A 17,665-nucleotide genomic window follows, 5' to 3' on the forward strand; every position below is an offset into this window, starting at 1 on the left:
ACGCGTGAGGCACCTCAACCTGCTCGGCATCCCGCCCGACACCCAGCCTGCCGCCGACAAGGCGCTCGGCATGGCCACCCGGTGCCGCAGCCGCACCCGTCCTGGCGACATCCTCGCCGCCGCGGACCACGACAACCCCGCCGAGCAGGAACTGAGCCTGGCCGGCTGGGACAACGCAGGCGGGGACACCCAAGAGCCCGCCCGCCGCGACACCGCGCCGTGACCACCTGACAGCGACGGTCAAGCCGTCCATGAACGGCGGCTGGACCTGTCGCGGGCGCGACGACACTCAGCCGGTCCGGCAATTCATGACTACCGGCCTGCCGGGTCCACACAGGTCATCGCGGGGTCGGCGGTGATCAGCTCCCGTGATGAGCTTTGCTGCGAACGCCCCTGTCCGTCTCCGGGCAGACGGGCTTGACTGGCGCTGTCCGGTCACCTGCCTTCAGGCGGGACGCGCCGGCGATATCGGGATGGAGGCGATCATGTCCACCGAGGCCGTCATGCGGGTGGCTCTCATCGTGGGGGTGATGGCCATGGTTCCGGCCATCGGCTTCTTCTTGCTGCGCAGACGTCGAGATCGCCTTCGCGAGCGATTCGGGCCCGGCTACGAGCGCATGGCCGCCGCGGCGGGCGATCGGCGGGCGGCCGAGCGTGACCTGCGAGCCCGCCGGGCGCGATCAGGGCCACTCGACGTACGGCCGCTCGATCCCGAGGCGCGCCGCGGCTACGCCGGCCGATGGGCCGCGGTGCAGGAGCGTTTCGTGAACGAGCCGAGTCCCGCTGTCTGCGAGGCCGATCTGCTGGTGCGGGCTGTCATGGCCAAGCGCGGATACAGCACCGAGGACTTCGCGCAGCAGGTCTCGGATTTGTCGCTGCGCCACAGCCGCACTCTGGAGCACTACCGCCAGGCCCACGAGATCAGCGGGCGCACCGGGGACGGGTGGGTGCCGATACACGAACTGCGGCAGGCCATGACGCACTATCACGCTCTGTTCGACGACCTCATCGGCGGCGACCAGTGGCCCCTGGAGGCTCGGCCGCTCGGGCACCCCTGACACGCCCATCTGGAGCTGCGGGTTTCCGCCAGTAAGGTCATGGGCGCTCAGGAGGTCGAGGGACGGAACCACGATCGATGAGTCCACGCCGTGGTCGTGCCGTGGAAACACACTGAGGTGCCAGACCGACGGGTTGCCTCATCAGGAGAGATCAAGCCGCCCTCTCACCGCTGACGGATCCTCAGGCAGGACGGCCAAGGAGAGCGGCGCCGACGAGAGCCATGAGGAACCCATCGCCCTTGCTGGCGATGCCGTTTCGGAGCGGCTTCGCCACGGTGGACACCTCGGGCCACTGGCTGTTCTTCATCGCGTTGACAGGGTCGGCCACCGCGTCGCTCTGTTTCGTCACACCCGCCGTTCAACACCGGCTGCTGTTTCGTACCGGGCTGAAGGAAAAGATCGTGCACCGGGCCAACGAGCTGGGCCTGGCCGGCGCCGCGGCGCCGGCGACCTGCTGGCTGTGGCTCCTGCAGCCGATCATCGACCTGCGCCGCCAGGCGACGGCCACGCAGCGGCAGGCGGCAGATGAGGTGGAGTAGCGGGTTCGGGGGCTCGCCCAGCTGATCGCGATCGCCGTACAGAAGCATCTGCCGAATTCCGGTGATCTCCAGGAGGACGGCGAGGACCACGGGCCCACCTCGTCGAAGATCAGCCTTTTCGACGGTGGCTCTCCGACACGTCCCTGGCTCGAGGGCGGGAATCGCGCCATCACCCAACAGTGGGGAAAGGTTGCCGTACATGGATTCACCTCAGGAGCGGCTGTTGAGATTGGTGCCACCGATCTTGGCGAGGATGGCCGCGTGGTGCGCATGCCTGATCGTCATGGGCATCGTGGCCAACTTCGTGTTCGGCTTCGTGGCGACGATGCGCATCCTCGCCCTGCCGGTGGCGGTCGCCGTGCTGCTGACCGCGCTGCTGTTCCCGCTCACCCGACACCTGCGCGCGTCAGGGCTGCGGGCGATCTACGCCACCTGGATCACCATGCTCGTCGCCCTCGCTGTGCTGAGCGGGACGGGCTGGATCATCGGCGTGCGGGCCAACGAGGAGTTCCCCGGCCTGGTGACACAGGTCAGGCAGACGGCCAAGACGGTGGAGGGCTGGCTCTACACCGGCCCTCTGCACGTGAAGCCCGTTCAGCTCAGCGGCTGGGTGGACGAGATCGCCAAGCTGGTCACCGAGCGGCAGCAGCAGATCACCTCGACGGTTCTGGCGGGGACCGTGGTGGTGGTGGAGGCGCTGGCCTCGATCGTGCTCCTGCTGTTCGTGACGTTCTTCCTGCTCAAGGACGGTGACCAGATCTGGTCCTGGTTCCTCAAGGGGTTCGGCCGGATGGCGCCGCGGGTCGACCGGGCCGGGCGGACCGCCTGGACCACGCTGTCGCACTACGTGCAGGGCACGGTCGCCGTGGCCGCAGTGCACGGCGTGCTCATGGGCGTGGTGCTGGCCGTCATGGGAGTACCGCTGTGGGCGGCACTGGCCGTACTGATCTTCCTGGCCAGCTTCGTCCCGATCGTCGGCATCCTCTTCGCCGGCGCGGTCGCGACGCTGGTCACGCTCGGCGCGAAGGGCCCGATCTACGCGCTGATCTTCGTCGGCATCCTGATCGTCGAGCAGCAACTGGAGAACCACGTGCTCCAGCCGCTGATCGTCGGCCGGGTGCTGCACTTCCACCCGCTGGCGATCATCATCGTGCTGGCCGTCGGCGGCATCCTGGCCGGGATCGCGGGCGCGGTCGTGGCCGTGCCGATCACCGCCATCCTCTACCGGGCCGTGCCCGAACTCTTCAAGGACGACCCGCTCGCCCTCCCGGCGGGACCGGCACTCGGCGCAGGCGCACCAGCGGCCACCGGCAACCGCGGCGATGAGGCTGTCTGACGAGCCGGCCTCACCATTGGACGTGCCGTACAACCCCTTTTCTCCCTGATGATCGGTCCTGGAGATGACCCCTGCACCGTTGGCGGTGATCCTGGCGCCGGCGCTCGGCTACGTCTTGCCACGCCGCCGCCGGCAAGGCCCGCGCCGGCGCTTCGGCCCTGAACACGAACACACCCTGAACGAGCAAGACAGTCGTGGAGAGGCCGAGCAGGAGCTGCGTGCCGGGGAGAAACGCTTCGCCACCCTCGATGTCATCCCGCTCACCCCCCGCCTCCCGGCAGACCTACGCGGGGCGATGGACCCGGCAGCAGCTGACGGACCTGTCGGTGGTGCACGGCCGCGCCCTTCACCATCACCGGCAAGCCCATCGGATCAGCGAGCGCGCCGCCCCCGGCGACGCCTCCACCGAAGACCTGCGGCAGGCCATGGTGCACTACCGCGTCCTGTTCGAGGAACTCCTCGACAACGGCGACGAGCACCACCCGCAACCAGCCGAAACCCCCCACGAGCAACCAGCACTCGCCGACGAGCAGGCGAGCCGCTGACCGAGCGACTGGCCGCGTCTGGAGGCCACGATGAGGGTGAGGAGCGGCGTCAAGTCCGCGAGCCGCGCGGCGCCCACTGATGAGTCTGCCTGGTGTGCGGGACCCAACGCGTGGTGATCGCTTCTGGAGATGGATCCATTCCGAATCGCCTGTGTCTGTACGGCTCCCGTGGGTGTGCTCTGGAGGTGAAAGCGTTCGACCCCGGCCGCGGCGATCACGCAGCGGCCGGAACCCTGCTTCGACCGGTCCGGAAGACTGGTCCCGTGCGGACATCGACGCACCGCCAGAGGAGTGCCGCCATGGGCATCATCGCTCGGATCGTCCTCGGGCCGGTGCCCGCCGTGGCAGACCTGCTGCCCGGCGGATTCGACTTGCGCATCGTGGGCGTCATGCTGATGCTCGGTGGTGTCCTCGCTGTGTCGATTCTCCTGCTCCGCACCCGGTCGCGTTGGAGTGGGTCGACCGTCCGAAGCCGACAGGACGCCATGGACGACCTGGCCGGCCACAATGCCAGCCGGCGCGGCAGTCACGAGCCCGCGCCCGACGCCGACCTCCGCCGGCCACCCGGACAATCAGGCGCAACGGCCAGGCGGGACGGTTGAACAGGATTGCCCCTGAGAGGCGAACATGTCCACGATGACCACCATCGTCGCCATCGTGATGGTGGCGACGGTGGTCGCAGCCACCGGCTTCATCGTGGTGCGGCTGTGCTGGGAACGAATTCGCCGGTACCAGCCGCCGAGCACGGAGGAACAAATCAGTCATCGCGAGCTCGGCAAAGGGCGGCAAGCCGCTCATCACCGAGTCGCCGCAGACCTGGACGGCGACCCAGGAGCAGCTCGCCGTCGCGCCGGCTCTGGCTGTCCACGCGGCCGATCAGCTGATCACAGCCGTCCGGGACGAGCAGGGATATCACAGCAAGACACCCGAAACAGCTCATGAAAGGGCGAAGCGCCATGAACCTACGCACCGATGACGAACACCTCGATGAAGCGGCCGACCGGCCGACACCCCCGCCGGAGCCCGTGCCCAGCCCCGGCAATGACGGCAGGAACAGGCGGCCGCCACCGTCTGACAAGCTCGTCTACGGCCCGATGATCGGCCCGGCGATCCCGCCCGGCGCGTCAGCAGGGCCGTCCGAGCCGCTGCTCACCCCCGAGCCTGCCGGCTGACCGGCCCAGACGGGCCACCGGCTCAGGTTCCAGGTCGCCGGCCAAGCATCGCCTGCTCGAAGGCGTAGCCGAGGGCGGGTTCGCAGGCGTGATAGTCGTCGAGCCCGACCACGACCTCCCCGTGGACGGTGGGTCGGATCGGACGACGACCACCGGGCCGTGCGCGTGCCCGGCCACGTGGGTGCTCACCGAGCCCAGCACGGCCCCGGGGAAGCCGCCGAGGCCGGTGCCGCCGATCACGATCTCGGCGCAGTCACCGGCCCGGCTGCGCAACACCGCCGCGGCGGCGCCCTGAAGCAGCTCGCAGCCGACGTCGATGCCGGGCTGTCGCTTGCGCGCCGCCGCCTCGGCGTCGCTCAGCACGCTCTGCGCGCTGAGCATGATGACGTCGTCCTGGCCCGGGGTGGAGAATCTCGCGATCTCGTACGGCGAGCGGTCCACGGCGTGCACGATGCGGAGCCGGGCCGCCATGCGAGCGGCGTCGTCGGCCCACTCGACGGCCGAGGTGGCGGCATCCGAACCGTCGGCGCCCACGACGATGACACGATTCATGGCTACCCCAGATTTGTGCCGGCATTTTACTGATGACGTGAAGAACGAATGCACTGGACCGGGCCGGCACATTTAGGCGCCGTTGACGGTCGCCACATCAGCGCTTGAACATCCTCTTGGATTTCTCGCTGCGCCGCCCCGGATCATTTCCAGCCCGGTCGGCCATGCCTTTCGACTCCAGATGCTGGTTTCCGGTGGCACGGCCGAAGTAGAGCATGATCCAACTCCGGACCGCCCGCATCCTGGACTTGATCCTCCATGTCGGACTCATGGCGCCTCCCTTCTGCTGCTCTCGACCCCGGCACCAGGCTGCTCTTCCTGGCGGGAACAGACCACCGGCAATCATCGACCCGATTATCACCACAATCGATAACGCCGCCTGCCGGCGACATGATGTTTTTCCTTGCCTCGCAAAGCGAGGTAGAATAGCAAATACCGAGGACATTTCGAGCGTTGGCATCCAGGTTGGCGTCGCCCGCGGCGATATACCACTTCCGGCCCCGTGACGGGGGCCCGACAGGCCAGGCGATCACGATGACGACACCCCTCTTCCCGTCCAGCCCCGTTCTCGCGGCCGAGGCCGCCCCCAGGCTCAGCCTGAACACCGTCCTCGACCGGCGAGGCACCGTCGACGGGGCGTGGTGGCCGCGCACCCGTGACGCCGCCGCCGAACTGCCCGCCCTCATCTCCGCCGTCGACCAGCGGCTCGGCAGGGCAGTCCTGCGCGTGGGCCTGTATCTGGACGCCTGGGATCACATCCCGCGCCGCATCCCGGCCCGCGGCCGCCAGGTCAGAGTGGGCTGGTTCCGCAGCGCCGACCCGCACCTGATCACCCTGAGTATCGCCGGAACCGTCCCCATCACCCTGCTGGTCATCCCGCCCGGCACCGCGGACGGCCCAGCCACGGCCGCGCTGGCGTTCGCAGCCGCAGGCACGGCCGGCGTCCGTCCCGCCGACATCCTTCACCCCGCACACCCGGAGGAGGACTCACCCGGCCGGGACGACTCAGCCTCCTGGGAGAACGAGGGCGGCCGCATCACGACCTCCGTGCCGGCACGGCCCGTCACCATCTGACTCACGCCGAGCCGTCGTTCCCGGTGGACACAGACCTCCGATGAGACGGGGCACGGCTCGATCTCTCAGCGCGGATCCGACGGCGCGCTCATCCCCTCGCAAAACGAGCAGGTTCGCGTGTCCTGCCGGCGCCTGGCTCACAGCCGGCCCCGCGCCCGCAACAGACCTCTGCCGAAGAGACGTCCGCACCGCCTGGCGCTCCCCGAGCAGTGGCCATGCGGCCTCTTCCTACCTGCGACTCTCGGACAAGAAGGGAACTCGACCATGAGCTCGACAACCCCGTTGGCCATACAAGCCCCCACCCCCGCGGTCAGGCCGTACCCGATCCAGGTGCGCGCCCAGCAGGACGACCCTCTGTCACGCTGGCTGTGGCTGGTCAAATGGCTGCTGATCGTGCCACACGTGCTGATACTGATCCCGCTGTGGATCGCCTTCTGCGTGCTCAGCCTCGTGGCGCTGATCGCGATCGTGATCAGCGGCCGGTATCCGCGGCCGATCTTCGACTTCAACGTCGGCGTCATGCGGTGGAACTGGCGGGTGGGCTACTACGCCTACAACGCGCTCGGCACCGATCGCTACCCGCCGTTCGCGCTGCGTGAGATCCCCGGCTACCCGGCCGGGCTGAACGTCACGTACCCGACGCGGCTGCACCGCGGTCTCGTCCTGGTGAAGTGGCTCCTGGCCGTCCCGCACCTCCTGATCGTCGGGATCCTGTTCAGCGGCAGCGCCTGGATCGGCTGGCAGGCCGACGGCGACGCATGGGACTGGGGCGGCGGCGGTCTGGTCGCACTGCTCGTCCTGATCGCCGGGATCGCGCTCACCGTCACCGGCCGCTACCCCCGGCCCCTGTTCGACCTCATCCTCGGTCTGAACCGCTGGGGGCTGCGGGTCGCCGGCTACGCGGCGCTCATGACCGACCGATACCCGCCCTTCCGGCTCGATCTCGGCGGAGACGAGCCCGGCGGCACCGCCGTCTCGAGCTGACAGCCAACCGCTCGCCCTGGCCATGACATCGAGTGATCGCTTGTAAATCACGCAGGAGATCGTGGTCGAGTGACCGTTTGCACACGCCGGTGTCCGTCCGAGGTCGCAACGCGTGAGCCACGGCCACCTTCGCCGCGCTGCTGTCACTGCTCACGAGCATGGGACGAGCGCGCGGAGATATCGCTGATCACCGTAGGAGATGAGCTTTTCTCTCCTACGTGATTGCCCCAAGTGGGGGCACGGAATTGACTCTTCTCATGGGCGGCGACCCGTCCCTGGGGGCCGCCAGGGTGCTCCGGCCGGAGTCGCGTTGAAAGTCGGCGTCACGCCGACCCCGTTGACTCCGCCGAGCGCCCTGGCCGGACACGGCCGATCCGCGAAAAGCGTCTCAAGTGCACTGCGTGCTTGCCCAGGGGCCGGTGCGCGTGACCCGCCGATCACACCCGAGGCACGGCCTGGAGCCCTCGTTCCCGCCACGACGCCCACACCCGCTCACCGTTTCTTCACCTCTCCGATCGGAGATCCTCATGACCGTCATCGATGCGGCCTCACCCACCGAAGCGGGCGCAGCGGCTGCCACCATCGTCAACCTGTCGGGCGAGATCGACATCTTCACCAGCACGCTGCTTCGCCGGCAACTGACGGACACCTTGCGCCACAGCACGAGGCTGCTCATCCTCGATCTGTCCCAGGTGTCGTTCTGCGACGCCTCTGGCCTGGCCGTGCTGGTCGGCATCCAGCATCGCGCCCGAGCGCAGGGCATCACCCTGGGCCTGGCCCACCCGCGGCCGTACACCGCCCAGATGCTGCGCCTCACCGGCCTGGACCGCAGCCTGCGGATGATGTCCTGACCGCAGGCATACCCGAGTTCCGGGCCTGTCATGGCGGGCCACGTCCTCGTCATCACTTCCGCTGATGGACTGTTTGCCGACCGCCTGTTCTCACCCGGCACAGGCAGGCGTCGACTCAGGTGACCGCGCCCGTCCGGGCGGCACGAGATCCGGCTCAAGGGCCGCCTGATGCGGTGAACCACCGCGAGAGGAATCCGTCATGGTGATCACGGATCGATCCGTCACCACGGAACTCATCCCACAGGACTCACTGCGGAGAACCGCGCTCGTCGCGGGCGTGCTCTCCCTGATCACCATCGTCACCTCCATCCCCACGCTCGCCCTCCACGCCCCGGTGCTGAACAACCCCGACTACATAGTGGGCCCCGGCCCTGACACCGGTGTGCTCTGGGCCGGTCTCTTGGAAAACGATCTGCGTCCTCGCCTGCACAGGCACCGCGGTCGTGCTGTTCCCGGTGGTCAAACGGCAGAACGAAGCGGCGGCGCTCGGCTTCGTCGCCGCCCGGATTCTGGAGGCCGCCATCATCGTCGTCGGCATCCTCAGCCTCTTCGCAGTCGTCAGCCTGAGGCAACCTGGAGCGACCGGGGCCGATGCGGACTCGCTCGACATCACCGGCAAGGCGCTCGTCGCGATCCACAACTGGACATTCCTCCTCGGCCCCGACGTCATTCCGGCCGTGAACGCGTTGTTGCCGGGCTACCTGTTGTACCGGTCCCGGCTGGTGCCCCGCGTCATTCCCGCGGTGGGACTCATCGGAGCGCCGCTGCTCCTCCTTTCCTCGATCGCCGTGACGTTCGGCCTCTACTCCCAGGTGTCGTGCTGTCGGGCCTCACGGCCCTGCCGATATTCCTTTGGGAGGGGTCGCTCGGCCTCTGGCTGGCCGTCAAGGGCTTCAGGCCCTCCCCCTCACCACCGGGATGGCCGCCGTCGACGGCCCGACCGCCGACCGCCCATGAAGACCACCCGTTACGACAGATCCGGGTCCGATGTCGGCCACGCCGCCCGGTCACCGCGCACGGCCGGCCTGATCGCGGGCCTCGCCCTGGTGCTGATGACCGTCCTGGCCGTCTTCGGCAACTTCATCGTCGTGGACGCCCTCATCACGCCGGACGACGCGGGCAGAACGGCCGGCGACCTCTCCGGCTCCGAACTGCTGTTCCGCTGGGGGATCGTCGCCCTCGTCCTGGTGGCTGTCCTCAACGTCATCGTGGCCGGCGCGCTGCTCACCTTGTTCGAGCCCGCACATCGGGCCACCGCCTGTTCACCTCCGTCGGCGAAGTGGTGCTCATCTTCTGGCTGCTCATCTGCGGACGCCGGCTGAGCACGACCCCAGGAGCAGGACAGGCCGATGCCGGATGACAGCGCCACACAGGGCCCCGTCGCGGAGGGGTCACCGAGCAGGAACTCAGGAAAGGACGGTCCGGTTGTGACAACCCGAAAGCTCGCGGCCGTGGTCGGAGCCTTGTTCATCTTCCAGATGGTCGCGGCCATGATCGGCACCACACTCACCCAGGCCTTCATCGACGGCGACCCGAACACAACAGCCCTGACGGCCGGGGTGGCGCTCATGGTGTGCTCGGGTCTGGCCGTGGTGGGAATCGGCCTGCTCATGTACCGGATCCTGAAGGGCTTCAACCAGAAACTGGCCTTCTGGTACCCGGTCATGAGGGTGGTCGAGTTCGCGGTCTCCGCCACCTGCGGCATCTACCTGCTGACACAGCTGCAAGCCGTCCCGAACGCGATGTTGTGGGTCTACATCCCGACAGCCGTCGGCGGCCTGATCTGCACGTACCTGCTGTTCGTCTCGGGAATCGTTCCTCAGCCCGTCGCGGCCCTCGGACTCCTCGGCTACGCCCTGCTCCTGCTGGGAGTGCCGCTGGATCTTCTCGGCGTCCTGGACATGGACAAAGGGTTGGGCGTGATCATGCTGGCTCCTGGCGGACTGTTCGAAGTCCTGGTCCTGCCCCTCTGGTTGTTCGCCAAGGGGTTCACCCTGCCTCAGCCGTCGCCCCCGGCAGGTCTGCCGGCCGAACCTCCCCCTCCCGGCATGAACGAACGGAGGGCCTCACCGATGATTCGGCAGGCAGTCTCGACGGACAACGCACCACAGGCGATCGGACCCTACAGCCAGGCCCTCATCGCCAACGGATTCGTCTTCTGCTCGGGCACGGCAGGCATCGACCCAGCCACCGGCGCCCTGCCGGACGGGATCGAGGAGCAGACCGAGCAAGCCCTGCGCAACCTCGAGGCGATCCTCACCGCCGCCGGCGCGTCGCTGGCGTGCCTGGTCAAGACCACCATCTTCTATACGAACGTGGATGACTTCGCGGCCATCAACGCCATCTACGCGCGCCACATGCCTGACCCGCCGCCGGCTCGTTCGGCGCCGGCCAACGTCGTCCTGCCGCGCGACCTGCTCATCTCCATCGACGCGATCGCGGTGCTCCCCGCCGGTTGACAGCGCGTCCCGGCCCAGATGCCTTCAGCCTGGCCGGGGGAATCTCCGTCCCGACCTGGCCGCCCGGCCTGAGCGCACCTTCGCCTTCGACGAGTTCGGGCCGCTCGGCATCCGTCCCACTGCCGGTTCCGGCTGGGCCCCTGCCGGTAACGCCGGACAGGCTACCGGCCACCTACCGCCGCCCCCAGGGCGTGAGGTACTTCCACGGCTGCTACTCGGTCGGTGATGACCTGCTGTGGGGCGTCAACCGGGCCCACAAAGGCACCGACCACACGTGGGCGGCCCTGAAGTCCGCCCGGACGGCGCCTGATCTACGTCATCCTGGACAACCTGTCGGCCCTCGCCGACGATGAATCGGAGAGTTCACAGGTGGTCGAGCACGTAGTTGAGGGGATGCGGGTCACGGTGACGGAGGTCGCGCTCGCCCTCGGCATCGGACAGGGCGCCGCCAAGGTGCGCCTGCACCGCGCCCGCAAGAAGCTCCGGAACCTGCCCTTCGTCATGCGTGGAGCATCGGAATGAAATACGAGGAGCAGCTGCTGATGGAACTCAAGGCCGAGATCAACGACCGCGTCGAGCGGTCGGAGCTGGCCAAGGCGGGTGTACGGGCGAGGCCCGCCGGTGAGCTGCTCGAGCGGGTGGCAGAGGAACTGGAGCGCTGCCATGCCGCGCTGATCGCCCCGCTCATGGACCAGCTGGGCGCCATCCTCGACGCCGACGTCGACCGGCAGGCGCGACGGCTCGCGGAGGGCGGCGTCGAAGGAATGCTCACCCACCTGCACACACAGGTCGCCTGAAGCGGCGGCGAGCTCGTGGTGTCGCGGTGCGCGGGCGACGACACCGTTGAGCTGGAGGGGCGCGGCCTGGTGCTGACCCCGAGCGTCTTCACCTGGCCGGATGTACTCGTCGACCGTTCACCTCTGGAGGCGGGCTGGCTCGTCTATCCGGCGGGCGGCGAGGGCCGGCTCTGGGACGACACCCAGTCCGCCCCCGAGTGCCTGACCGCCGTGCTCGGCCGCACCCGGGCCTCGGAGCCGTTGTCCACGGGCGACCTGGCCTCCCGCCTCGCCGTCACGCCCGGCGCCGTCTCCCAGCACCTCACCGCCCTCCGAGCTACGGGCCTGGTCACGACCAGACGCGCGGGCCGTACGGCCACCCACACCTGCACCGACCTGGCCACCGGCCTCATCGCCGCATCCCCATCGACCGCACCGCTTCGCCCCTGAGCGGGGCGGCTGCTGCGGCTCCGTCCGCACCTCACCTCGGGCAGGCGTGCGGCCGGTCCGGCAGTCCGCCGTACCAGGGAGGTGAAGCACGCATGCCTGGGGGCGGCGAAACCGGCACCGACGGTTCGGTGATCGGTGCGGCGGGTGAGCGGAGCGGGGACGGTCCCGGGAACGGGTCAGGCGGGGCGCTGGGTGCGGCCGGGGTCGGCGGGGACAGTGGTTCGGTGCGGGTACGGCTGCGCGCCAGGGCGTAGGCGGCGGCGCTGACATGCAGCGTGATCGGCAGCACGTAGTCGCCGTCGCGCTCGACGAACTGGAACCACTCCTGGCCGACCAGCGGGCGCAGCAGTTCGGTGCCGAGTTTCCAGACCAGGACGAACAACAAGCAGCGGCCGCCACGGTTTGACCAGGATCGCCAGTCCGAGCAGGACCTCGAAGGCGCCGACCAGCACCATCATTTTGGCCGAGTCCACGGCTGTCTTGCCGAGGCCGAAGAAGGCGAAGAAGTCATACCAGTAGCGTTTGTGCTCGAAGGCGCCGAAGCTTCGGTGCCGGCGGTCAGGGGCGGACAGCGCCTCGACCGGCCTGACCCGCAGCGCCCCCGCGGCGGTGGGCACCGTGGCCGCCAGGACGAGCAACAGCGCGCCCCCGGCGATGGCCGCGTAGACCCAGCCGGGCCCGGCGGCCATCGGCGACCCGGTCTTGACCAGGCTGTAGGGCACGGTGGTCGCGGCGGCGGCGACCGTGCCGAGCGCAACGGCCAGGACCGCGGTCAGCACGCCCTCGGCCACGACTGTTGCCATGACCTGGGCACGAGTGGCGGCCGACAGGCGCAGCAGCCCGAACTCGCGGCTCCTGCGGCGGGTCGCGGCGATCAGCGTGTTGACCACGACGATCGCCGTGAACGTGATGATCATGGCGACGACCAGGTAGTTCACCGGGGCGAGCCGGGCGCTGACGTCGGCGGCGTCCCGATGGAGGCTGTCCTCGGTGCTCTGCATGTAGAGCGTGCCGCCGGCGATGCCGACCATGAGGATCAGCGGCCCGGCGACGCTGCCGGTCTGCGGGGCGCGGGCGTGCAGGTTGCGGACGGCCAGCCGCCCAGACGCCCCGAGCCCGGCCCCGGCCAGCCGTCCCACCGGCCGGACGGCGACCGGGCTGAGCAGGGCCAGGCCGACCGCGACGGCGACGCCCGCCGGGCCCGCCGTGCTGGACAGCAGCGGGCCGTCCGCCATGAACAGGGTCGTCACCGACAGGCTCAGCCCCAGCGCCAGCAGCAGCCCTCCGGCCACCAGGCGGCCCCGGCCGAGCGCGCGGGCGGGCCCGGCGGCGGCCAGCGCCCGCACCGGCGGGATCGACGCGGCGCGCCTGCTGGAGATCAGCGCGGCGGCCAGCGCGGCGACCAGGGACGTACCCGCCCCGAGCGCGCCGCTCGGCCACCCCGCGACCAGCTGGACGCCCGCCCCGACGAGCCCGGCGTCCGCCAGGCGGGCGAGCACGAGCGCGCCGAGCCCGGCGCCCGGCAGCAGCCCGGCGGCGATCGCGGGGACGGCCACGACCAGCGTCTCCAGCACGACGTTCTGCCGGATCTGGCGCGGGGTGGCCGCGATGGAACGCAGCAGGGCCAGCTCCCGCTCGCGGTGGCCGATGGTCAGCGACACGGTGGACACCACGCCGAAGGCCACGACGGCCAGCGTCCAGCCGCCCAGGATGGCCGGCAGCATGACGAGGAACCCGGGGTCGCGGCCGGTGGCCAGGCCGGTCTCCAGCAGGGTCGCGAACGCCGTGAGCAGCGCGGTCCCGGCCGCCATGACGGCGGCCGAGGCGAGGTAGGACGCCCGGTGGGCACCGATCGTGCCGAGGGCCAGCCGCCACCTCATCGCGCACCCCCGGCGTGGGCGGGCGCGGACAGGCGGGCCATGCGGGCCGCGACCGTCGCGGCGTCGGGGCGCGGCAGGTGGTCCACGACGTGGCCGTCGGCGAAGAACACCACGACGTCGGCGTAGGAGGCGGCCACGGGGTCGTGGGTCACCATGACGATCGTCCGTCCGTCCTGGGCGGCGGCCTGGCGCAGGATGGCCAGCACCTCGCGGGCGGCCTGCGTGTCGAGGGCGCCGGTCGGCTCGTCGGCGAACACGACGGCGGGCCCGCCGAGCATCGCGCGGGCGATGGCCACCCGCTGCTGCTGGCCGCCGGACAGCTCGCCGGGCCGGTGCCCGGTGCGCTCACCCAGGCCGAGCCGGGTGAGCAGGGCCCGCACCCGGCGCGCGTCGACGCGGCGGCCGGCGAACTCCAGGGGCAGGGTCACGTTCTGCGCGACCGTCAGGGTGGGCACCAAGTTGAAGGACTGGAAGACGAAGCCCATCCGCTCGCGGCGCAAGCGGGTCAGCGCGGCCTCGTCCAGGCCGTCCAGGCGGCGGCCGTCGAGGACGACCGAGCCGGAGTCGGGCCGGTCCAGGCCGGCCGCGCAGTGGAGCAGGGTGCTCTTGCCCGAGCCCGAGGGGCCCATCACCGCGGCGAAGGTGCCGGTGGGGATCGCCAGGGAGACGTCGTCGAGGGCGGTGACGGCGGTGGCGCCCTCGCCGTGGCGTTTCGTCACATGGTGGAGTTCCAGTGCCATTTCCGTCACAGAATTTGTGTACACTGCACGAGTCATAAATACACCGTACATCAATCGCATATGAGTGCGACGTCATGGGTGTGAGATATAGTTTCGTCACGGAATTTGACGGTGACGAAAAGGGGGCGGGCGCGGTGACGTGCGAGGTGTGCGGGCGGGAGCTGCGGACGGCGGAGCGGGGGCGGCCCCGGCGCTACTGCTCGCGTGCCTGCCGCACGAGGGCCTACCGGGCGCGGCTCGCCGAGCCGCCCGCCCCCGAGGAGCCCGCGGCCCAGCCGGGACGTCCGGCCGAGGCGGCGCTCGACCAGGGCCGGGTGGTCCGGGCCGCCGTCGCGCTCGCCGACCGGGAGGGGGTCGCCGCGCTGTCGATGCGGCGCGTCGCGACCGACCTGGGAGTGGGGGTGATGTCCCTCTACCGGTACGTCCCGAGCCGGGAGGAGCTCAACGACCTCATGGTCGACGCCGTCTTCGCCGCCCGCCCGCTGCCCGAGCCGGGGCCCGACGGCTGGCGGGCCAGGCTGGAGCTCTCGGCCCGGCAGGAGTGGGAGCTCTACCGGCGGCATCCGTGGATGTCCCACCTCGTCGCGGTCACCACCCGGCCGCCGGTCGCGCCCGCGCTGATGGCCTACACCGACTGGCGCATGCGCGCCCTCGACGGGCACGGGCTCGACTTCGCCACGCTCGTCCAGGTCGCCATCATGATCGGCACGTACGTGCAGAGCGCCGCCGTGCCGCTCGCCCACGAGGCGCAGGCCGCCCGTACCAGCAGGCACACGCGGCGGGAGTGGGCGCAGGCCCGCAAGGAGGCGTTCGCGCGCAGCATCGGGGCGGCGCGGCTGCCGATGGTCGCGGAGTTCGGGGACGAGGCGTTCGAGGCATCGGAACCGGAGAACATCTTCGAGTTCGGGCTCCACCGTATGCTCGACGGCATCGGGCTGCTGCTGCCCGATCGGAGCCCGCCGGGGCCGATGGGCACCCAGTAGCGGCGATTGCACTCGGCGAGGTCGAGGAGCAGGCCGCCGCCGGCCTTCCCCGCCCCTGCTCGATCTGCGGAAGATCAAGCCCGGCTATCGTCACGCACAACACGGCTTCGTCTGCCGAGCCTGCCGCCCCCATCACAAGGGCGCCTCGAGACTGGAGTACCTGTTCCTTCAACCCTTGATCACGGCGTCGCCTGCGCGAGTTCCTCAAGCTCGACCCTGATTGGACTTACAGCCGGCGTCCAACTGCCGGTGCACGTCGGCGAACCGGCGGCGCAGTTGCTCTACCCGAGCGCGAGCGGCGTCCTCGCGGCGTGCCAGCTCCTCCAGCGGCGAGCTCATGAGCACCTCGCGTTCTTGCTCACAAGGTAGGCAACAACTGCCATTCGAACAGCCTGGATCGCAAACTCACAGCTCACCGGCTCCCTGAAGACGAACTGCACCCATGAGAGCAGTCAGCGTGAGTCTCATCGGCGAGCGTCGGCGCGTTCGGCCCGCTGGTCGGCTCTACCCTGTCAGCGATCTCCTGGCAGACGCCGCTGCTGCTGTCCCTGCCCGCGCTGCCGGCCGTCCCCGCCGTCCTGCGCCACGCCCCAGCACACCCCCACGATCATGACGCCGGACCCGCCGACGCCTCCGCGCCCACCGACATCGTCGGCATCCTGCTGGTGATGACGCTGATCAGCGCGTTCATCCTGCCCCCGCGCCTGGGCCCGGCCACACTGGCCGCAGCCGCCATCGCGACCGCGCTCCTGACCCTTGCACATCCGCAGGAACAACGCCGGGTTCATCCTCCGGGCGCTGGTCAGCTCCCGCGTGTCCATCATCGCCTCGGCGACCGCGTGCGCGCTGTCCACCTGCTACTTCGCCCTGCTCTACACCGTTCCCAGCATGCTGGAACGCCACTGGCCGGCCGAACGGATCGGGCTGGCGACGCTCGTCATGCTGGCCGCCGGCTCAATCGCCTCGCTGCTGTTCACCCGCTGGACCTCCCGGTACGACCCCGCCCTCACCCGGACGGTCCTCCTGACCGCCGGCGCCGTGGCCGTGGCCCTGCCGCTGACCGCGCCCTGGCCGACGGCCCTCGTAGCGGCCAACGCGTTCGCAGTGTTCGCCGCCACGGCGGCGATGGCCTGGCACTCCGATCGCGCCGGCAAGGCCGTGCCAGGCGCGCATCGAGCCACCGCGCTCGCCCTGTTCACCCTGTGCTACCAACTCGGCGGCGCCTTCGGTCCGGCGCTGGCCGGCCTCCTGATCGCGTAAGCGGGGGCTCCGGTCCCAGCACTGGAGGATGCCGTCCGGCCGTCCTGGCAGTTCGCCCGGTTCACCGAGCACGTCCTGGCTTGCGCACAGGCGGAGCGGTCCGCTCGACGGTGAGAGGCGCACAGCCTGGAGCCGTCGACAAACGGTGACATTCGGCGGACGACGCGCTCATATTTGGCGCCAAGGGTGGTTCGTCATGGACGAACCACGCACCATCCCTCCCCGGCCCCGAGACAGGCTGTACGCCGCGGCCATGCCGGTGCTCGCCGTGCTGCTGCTGCCGCCAGCCCTCGTTCGCCATCCAGGCCGCGCCCGCGAACTGGCCTGCCGCTGGGCATTGCGGATGCGATTCCCCGCCGAGAACCTCGCCGGGCTCACCGACGGCGCGACGGCCGCGTTCACCGCGGCACGCACCGAGGCGCTGTGGCGTCACGGCCAGCTCATCGGCGTCACCTCCGGCACCGATCTCCGGCGGGAATCGCGTTCGCCTGATTTCCTGAACCTGACGGCCTGTTCGGGGAGGTATATCTGCGTGGCTCTGAAGCCTGCCTTGGCCCATGGGCGCCGTCGTCTGGTCCACCACGTCTCGTCCTCGAAGGCACGATCTGGAAGGTGGTCCTGAAGTATCTCTTCGATATTGCCGAAACTGAGGTCGATCCGGACCAGGCCACTGTCCTGAAAATATGCACGCAGCCTGCGGTATGCACGGGTCACACCTGAGATGGTGAGCGATCACGCTGCTGTCAAGCGACAGAATCGGGGACAACGTCTTGTTCAGTAGTGAGTGGGGCTCACCGGGACTCTCTGGCACTACCTGCCGGGTTACATTCCGCGACCGACCCTAGTGTCGTGGCACGCAGACGTTCTCCTGTCACCCAACAAGTCCATCGGCAGGCTTCGACGTCGCCGAGTGGGGCGATGCCGGCGGCGTCGATGAGCCGGGTGGCGATCCCGGCCCAGGTGGGGACTACGCGTCTGGATCACCTCCGGACTCGGGCACGAGCGC

At 69.7% G+C, this 17,665-nt stretch carries 21 protein-coding genes and 1 pseudogene; 18 read left to right on the forward strand and 4 right to left on the reverse strand.

Translation table 11 applies throughout. The features are described from left to right. The first annotated feature begins 4 nt into the window (after positions 1-4). The 7 genes from ACNF49_RS40855 to ACNF49_RS40885 all read left to right on the forward strand — a co-directional run bounded on the left by ACNF49_RS40855 (position 5) and on the right by ACNF49_RS40885 (position 4,420). Positions 5-223, forward strand: coding sequence for a hypothetical protein (locus tag ACNF49_RS40855; protein ID WP_482941091.1), 219 nt, complete (start codon positions 5-7; stop codon positions 221-223). 262 nt (positions 224-485) lie between these two features. Further along, the gene (locus ACNF49_RS40860; RefSeq protein ID WP_482941092.1) at positions 486-1,058 is read left to right on the forward strand and encodes a hypothetical protein; all 573 of its coding nucleotides are present in this window, start codon (positions 486-488) and stop codon (positions 1,056-1,058) included. Positions 1,059-1,306: 248 nt separating this feature from the next. Then, the gene (locus tag ACNF49_RS40865; protein WP_482945652.1) at positions 1,307-1,597 is read left to right on the forward strand and encodes a DUF6328 family protein; all 291 of its coding nucleotides are present in this window, start codon (positions 1,307-1,309) and stop codon (positions 1,595-1,597) included. Positions 1,598-1,850: 253 nt separating this feature from the next. Beyond that, a complete protein-coding gene (locus ACNF49_RS40870; RefSeq protein WP_482941093.1) occupies positions 1,851-2,933 on the forward strand; it encodes an AI-2E family transporter in 1,083 nt (360 codons plus the stop codon). Positions 2,934-3,181: 248 nt separating this feature from the next. After that, a complete protein-coding gene (locus ACNF49_RS40875; RefSeq protein WP_482941094.1) occupies positions 3,182-3,478 on the forward strand; it encodes a hypothetical protein in 297 nt (98 codons plus the stop codon). A 299-nt stretch (positions 3,479-3,777) separates the two neighbouring features. Beyond that, a complete protein-coding gene (locus tag ACNF49_RS40880) occupies positions 3,778-4,080 on the forward strand; it encodes a hypothetical protein (RefSeq protein WP_482941095.1) in 303 nt (100 codons plus the stop codon). Positions 4,081-4,114: 34 nt separating this feature from the next. Beyond that, positions 4,115-4,420, forward strand: coding sequence for a hypothetical protein (locus tag ACNF49_RS40885; RefSeq protein ID WP_482941096.1), 306 nt, complete (start codon positions 4,115-4,117; stop codon positions 4,418-4,420). A gap of 182 nt (positions 4,421-4,602) precedes the next feature. Here the strand turns inward: ACNF49_RS40885 and ACNF49_RS40890 are convergent, their stop codons facing one another. Continuing rightward, positions 4,603-5,202: a universal stress protein gene (locus ACNF49_RS40890; protein ID WP_482941097.1), complete on the reverse strand. Its 600-nt coding sequence runs from the start codon at positions 5,200-5,202 to the stop codon at positions 4,603-4,605. 534 nt (positions 5,203-5,736) lie between these two features. Here ACNF49_RS40890 and ACNF49_RS40895 point away from each other — a divergent pair. The 9 genes and pseudogenes from ACNF49_RS40895 to ACNF49_RS40935 all read left to right on the forward strand — a co-directional run bounded on the left by ACNF49_RS40895 (position 5,737) and on the right by ACNF49_RS40935 (position 11,796). Next, a complete protein-coding gene (locus ACNF49_RS40895) occupies positions 5,737-6,276 on the forward strand; it encodes a DUF5994 family protein (RefSeq protein ID WP_482941098.1) in 540 nt (179 codons plus the stop codon). Between the two features lie 264 nt (positions 6,277-6,540). After that, complete coding sequence (locus ACNF49_RS40900) at positions 6,541-7,260, forward strand: DUF4389 domain-containing protein (protein ID WP_482941099.1); 720 nt, start codon at positions 6,541-6,543, stop codon at positions 7,258-7,260. Between the two features lie 527 nt (positions 7,261-7,787). Then, positions 7,788-8,111, forward strand: a complete 324-nt coding sequence (locus tag ACNF49_RS40905) for an STAS domain-containing protein (protein WP_482941100.1) — start codon at positions 7,788-7,790, stop codon at positions 8,109-8,111. A gap of 380 nt (positions 8,112-8,491) precedes the next feature. Beyond that, entirely contained in the window at positions 8,492-9,433 is a 942-nt protein-coding gene (locus tag ACNF49_RS40910; protein ID WP_498703311.1) for a DUF4386 domain-containing protein, read from the forward strand. A 105-nt stretch (positions 9,434-9,538) separates the two neighbouring features. Further along, positions 9,539-10,570, forward strand: a complete 1,032-nt coding sequence (locus ACNF49_RS40915) for a Rid family detoxifying hydrolase (RefSeq protein ID WP_482941102.1) — start codon at positions 9,539-9,541, stop codon at positions 10,568-10,570. 70 nt (positions 10,571-10,640) lie between these two features. After that, a pseudogene (locus tag ACNF49_RS40920) lies at positions 10,641-10,909 on the forward strand (IS630 family transposase); the annotation flags it as partial. A gap of 30 nt (positions 10,910-10,939) precedes the next feature. Continuing rightward, entirely contained in the window at positions 10,940-11,092 is a 153-nt protein-coding gene (locus ACNF49_RS40925; RefSeq protein ID WP_482945728.1) for a hypothetical protein, read from the forward strand. Continuing rightward, positions 11,089-11,367 carry a hypothetical protein gene (locus ACNF49_RS40930; RefSeq protein WP_482941103.1) on the forward strand — a complete coding sequence of 93 codons (279 nt, stop codon included), beginning with the start codon at positions 11,089-11,091 and terminating at the stop codon, positions 11,365-11,367. Before ACNF49_RS40925 ends, ACNF49_RS40930 begins: the two co-directional genes overlap by 4 nt. A gap of 18 nt (positions 11,368-11,385) precedes the next feature. Continuing rightward, positions 11,386-11,796: an ArsR/SmtB family transcription factor gene (locus ACNF49_RS40935; RefSeq protein ID WP_482941104.1), complete on the forward strand. Its 411-nt coding sequence runs from the start codon at positions 11,386-11,388 to the stop codon at positions 11,794-11,796. 176 nt (positions 11,797-11,972) lie between these two features. On the opposite strand, the gene ACNF49_RS40940 is transcribed toward ACNF49_RS40935, so the two are convergent. Together ACNF49_RS40940 and ACNF49_RS40945 are read right to left on the reverse strand one after the other, a co-directional pair. Next, positions 11,973-13,676: an ABC transporter permease gene (locus tag ACNF49_RS40940; RefSeq protein WP_482941105.1), complete on the reverse strand. Its 1,704-nt coding sequence runs from the start codon at positions 13,674-13,676 to the stop codon at positions 11,973-11,975. Beyond that, the gene (locus tag ACNF49_RS40945) at positions 13,673-14,416 is read right to left on the reverse strand and encodes an ABC transporter ATP-binding protein (protein WP_357987866.1); all 744 of its coding nucleotides are present in this window, start codon (positions 14,414-14,416) and stop codon (positions 13,673-13,675) included. Before ACNF49_RS40945 ends, ACNF49_RS40940 begins: the two co-directional genes overlap by 4 nt. Before the next feature lie 134 nt (positions 14,417-14,550). On the opposite strand from ACNF49_RS40945, the gene ACNF49_RS40950 reads away from it, so the two are divergent. Together ACNF49_RS40950 and ACNF49_RS40955 are read left to right on the forward strand one after the other, a co-directional pair. Beyond that, complete coding sequence (locus ACNF49_RS40950; RefSeq protein WP_482941106.1) at positions 14,551-15,399, forward strand: TetR/AcrR family transcriptional regulator; 849 nt, start codon at positions 14,551-14,553, stop codon at positions 15,397-15,399. Between the two features lie 756 nt (positions 15,400-16,155). After that, entirely contained in the window at positions 16,156-16,659 is a 504-nt protein-coding gene (locus tag ACNF49_RS40955) for an MFS transporter (protein WP_482941107.1), read from the forward strand. 429 nt (positions 16,660-17,088) lie between these two features. On the opposite strand, the gene ACNF49_RS40960 is transcribed toward ACNF49_RS40955, so the two are convergent. Next, entirely contained in the window at positions 17,089-17,373 is a 285-nt protein-coding gene (locus ACNF49_RS40960) for a DUF7662 domain-containing protein (protein ID WP_482941108.1), read from the reverse strand. Positions 17,374-17,665 lie beyond the last annotated feature (292 nt).

Source organism: Actinomadura sp. ATCC 39365 (assembly GCF_054392275.1).

Excerpts from the sequence above, each read along its gene's own strand:
- ACNF49_RS40860 (WP_482941092.1), top strand. The coding sequence starts at position 486 with ATGTCCACCGAGGCCGTCATGCGGGTGGCTCTCATCGTGGGGGTGATG.
- ACNF49_RS40865 (WP_482945652.1), top strand. The coding sequence starts at position 1,307 with ATGCCGTTTCGGAGCGGCTTCGCCACGGTGGACACCTCGGGCCACTGG.
- ACNF49_RS40870 (WP_482941093.1), top strand. The coding sequence starts at position 1,851 with ATGGCCGCGTGGTGCGCATGCCTGATCGTCATGGGCATCGTGGCCAAC.
- ACNF49_RS40875 (WP_482941094.1), top strand. The coding sequence starts at position 3,182 with ATGTCATCCCGCTCACCCCCCGCCTCCCGGCAGACCTACGCGGGGCGA.
- ACNF49_RS40880 (WP_482941095.1), top strand. The coding sequence starts at position 3,778 with ATGGGCATCATCGCTCGGATCGTCCTCGGGCCGGTGCCCGCCGTGGCA.
- ACNF49_RS40885 (WP_482941096.1), top strand. The coding sequence starts at position 4,115 with ATGACCACCATCGTCGCCATCGTGATGGTGGCGACGGTGGTCGCAGCC.
- ACNF49_RS40890 (WP_482941097.1), bottom strand. The coding sequence starts at position 5,202 with ATGAATCGTGTCATCGTCGTGGGCGCCGACGGTTCGGATGCCGCCACC.
- ACNF49_RS40895 (WP_482941098.1), top strand. The coding sequence starts at position 5,737 with ATGACGACACCCCTCTTCCCGTCCAGCCCCGTTCTCGCGGCCGAGGCC.
- ACNF49_RS40900 (WP_482941099.1), top strand. The coding sequence starts at position 6,541 with ATGAGCTCGACAACCCCGTTGGCCATACAAGCCCCCACCCCCGCGGTC.
- ACNF49_RS40905 (WP_482941100.1), top strand. The coding sequence starts at position 7,788 with ATGACCGTCATCGATGCGGCCTCACCCACCGAAGCGGGCGCAGCGGCT.
- ACNF49_RS40930 (WP_482941103.1), top strand. The coding sequence starts at position 11,089 with ATGAAATACGAGGAGCAGCTGCTGATGGAACTCAAGGCCGAGATCAAC.
- ACNF49_RS40940 (WP_482941105.1), bottom strand. The coding sequence starts at position 13,676 with ATGAGGTGGCGGCTGGCCCTCGGCACGATCGGTGCCCACCGGGCGTCC.
- ACNF49_RS40945 (WP_357987866.1), bottom strand. The coding sequence starts at position 14,416 with ATGGCACTGGAACTCCACCATGTGACGAAACGCCACGGCGAGGGCGCC.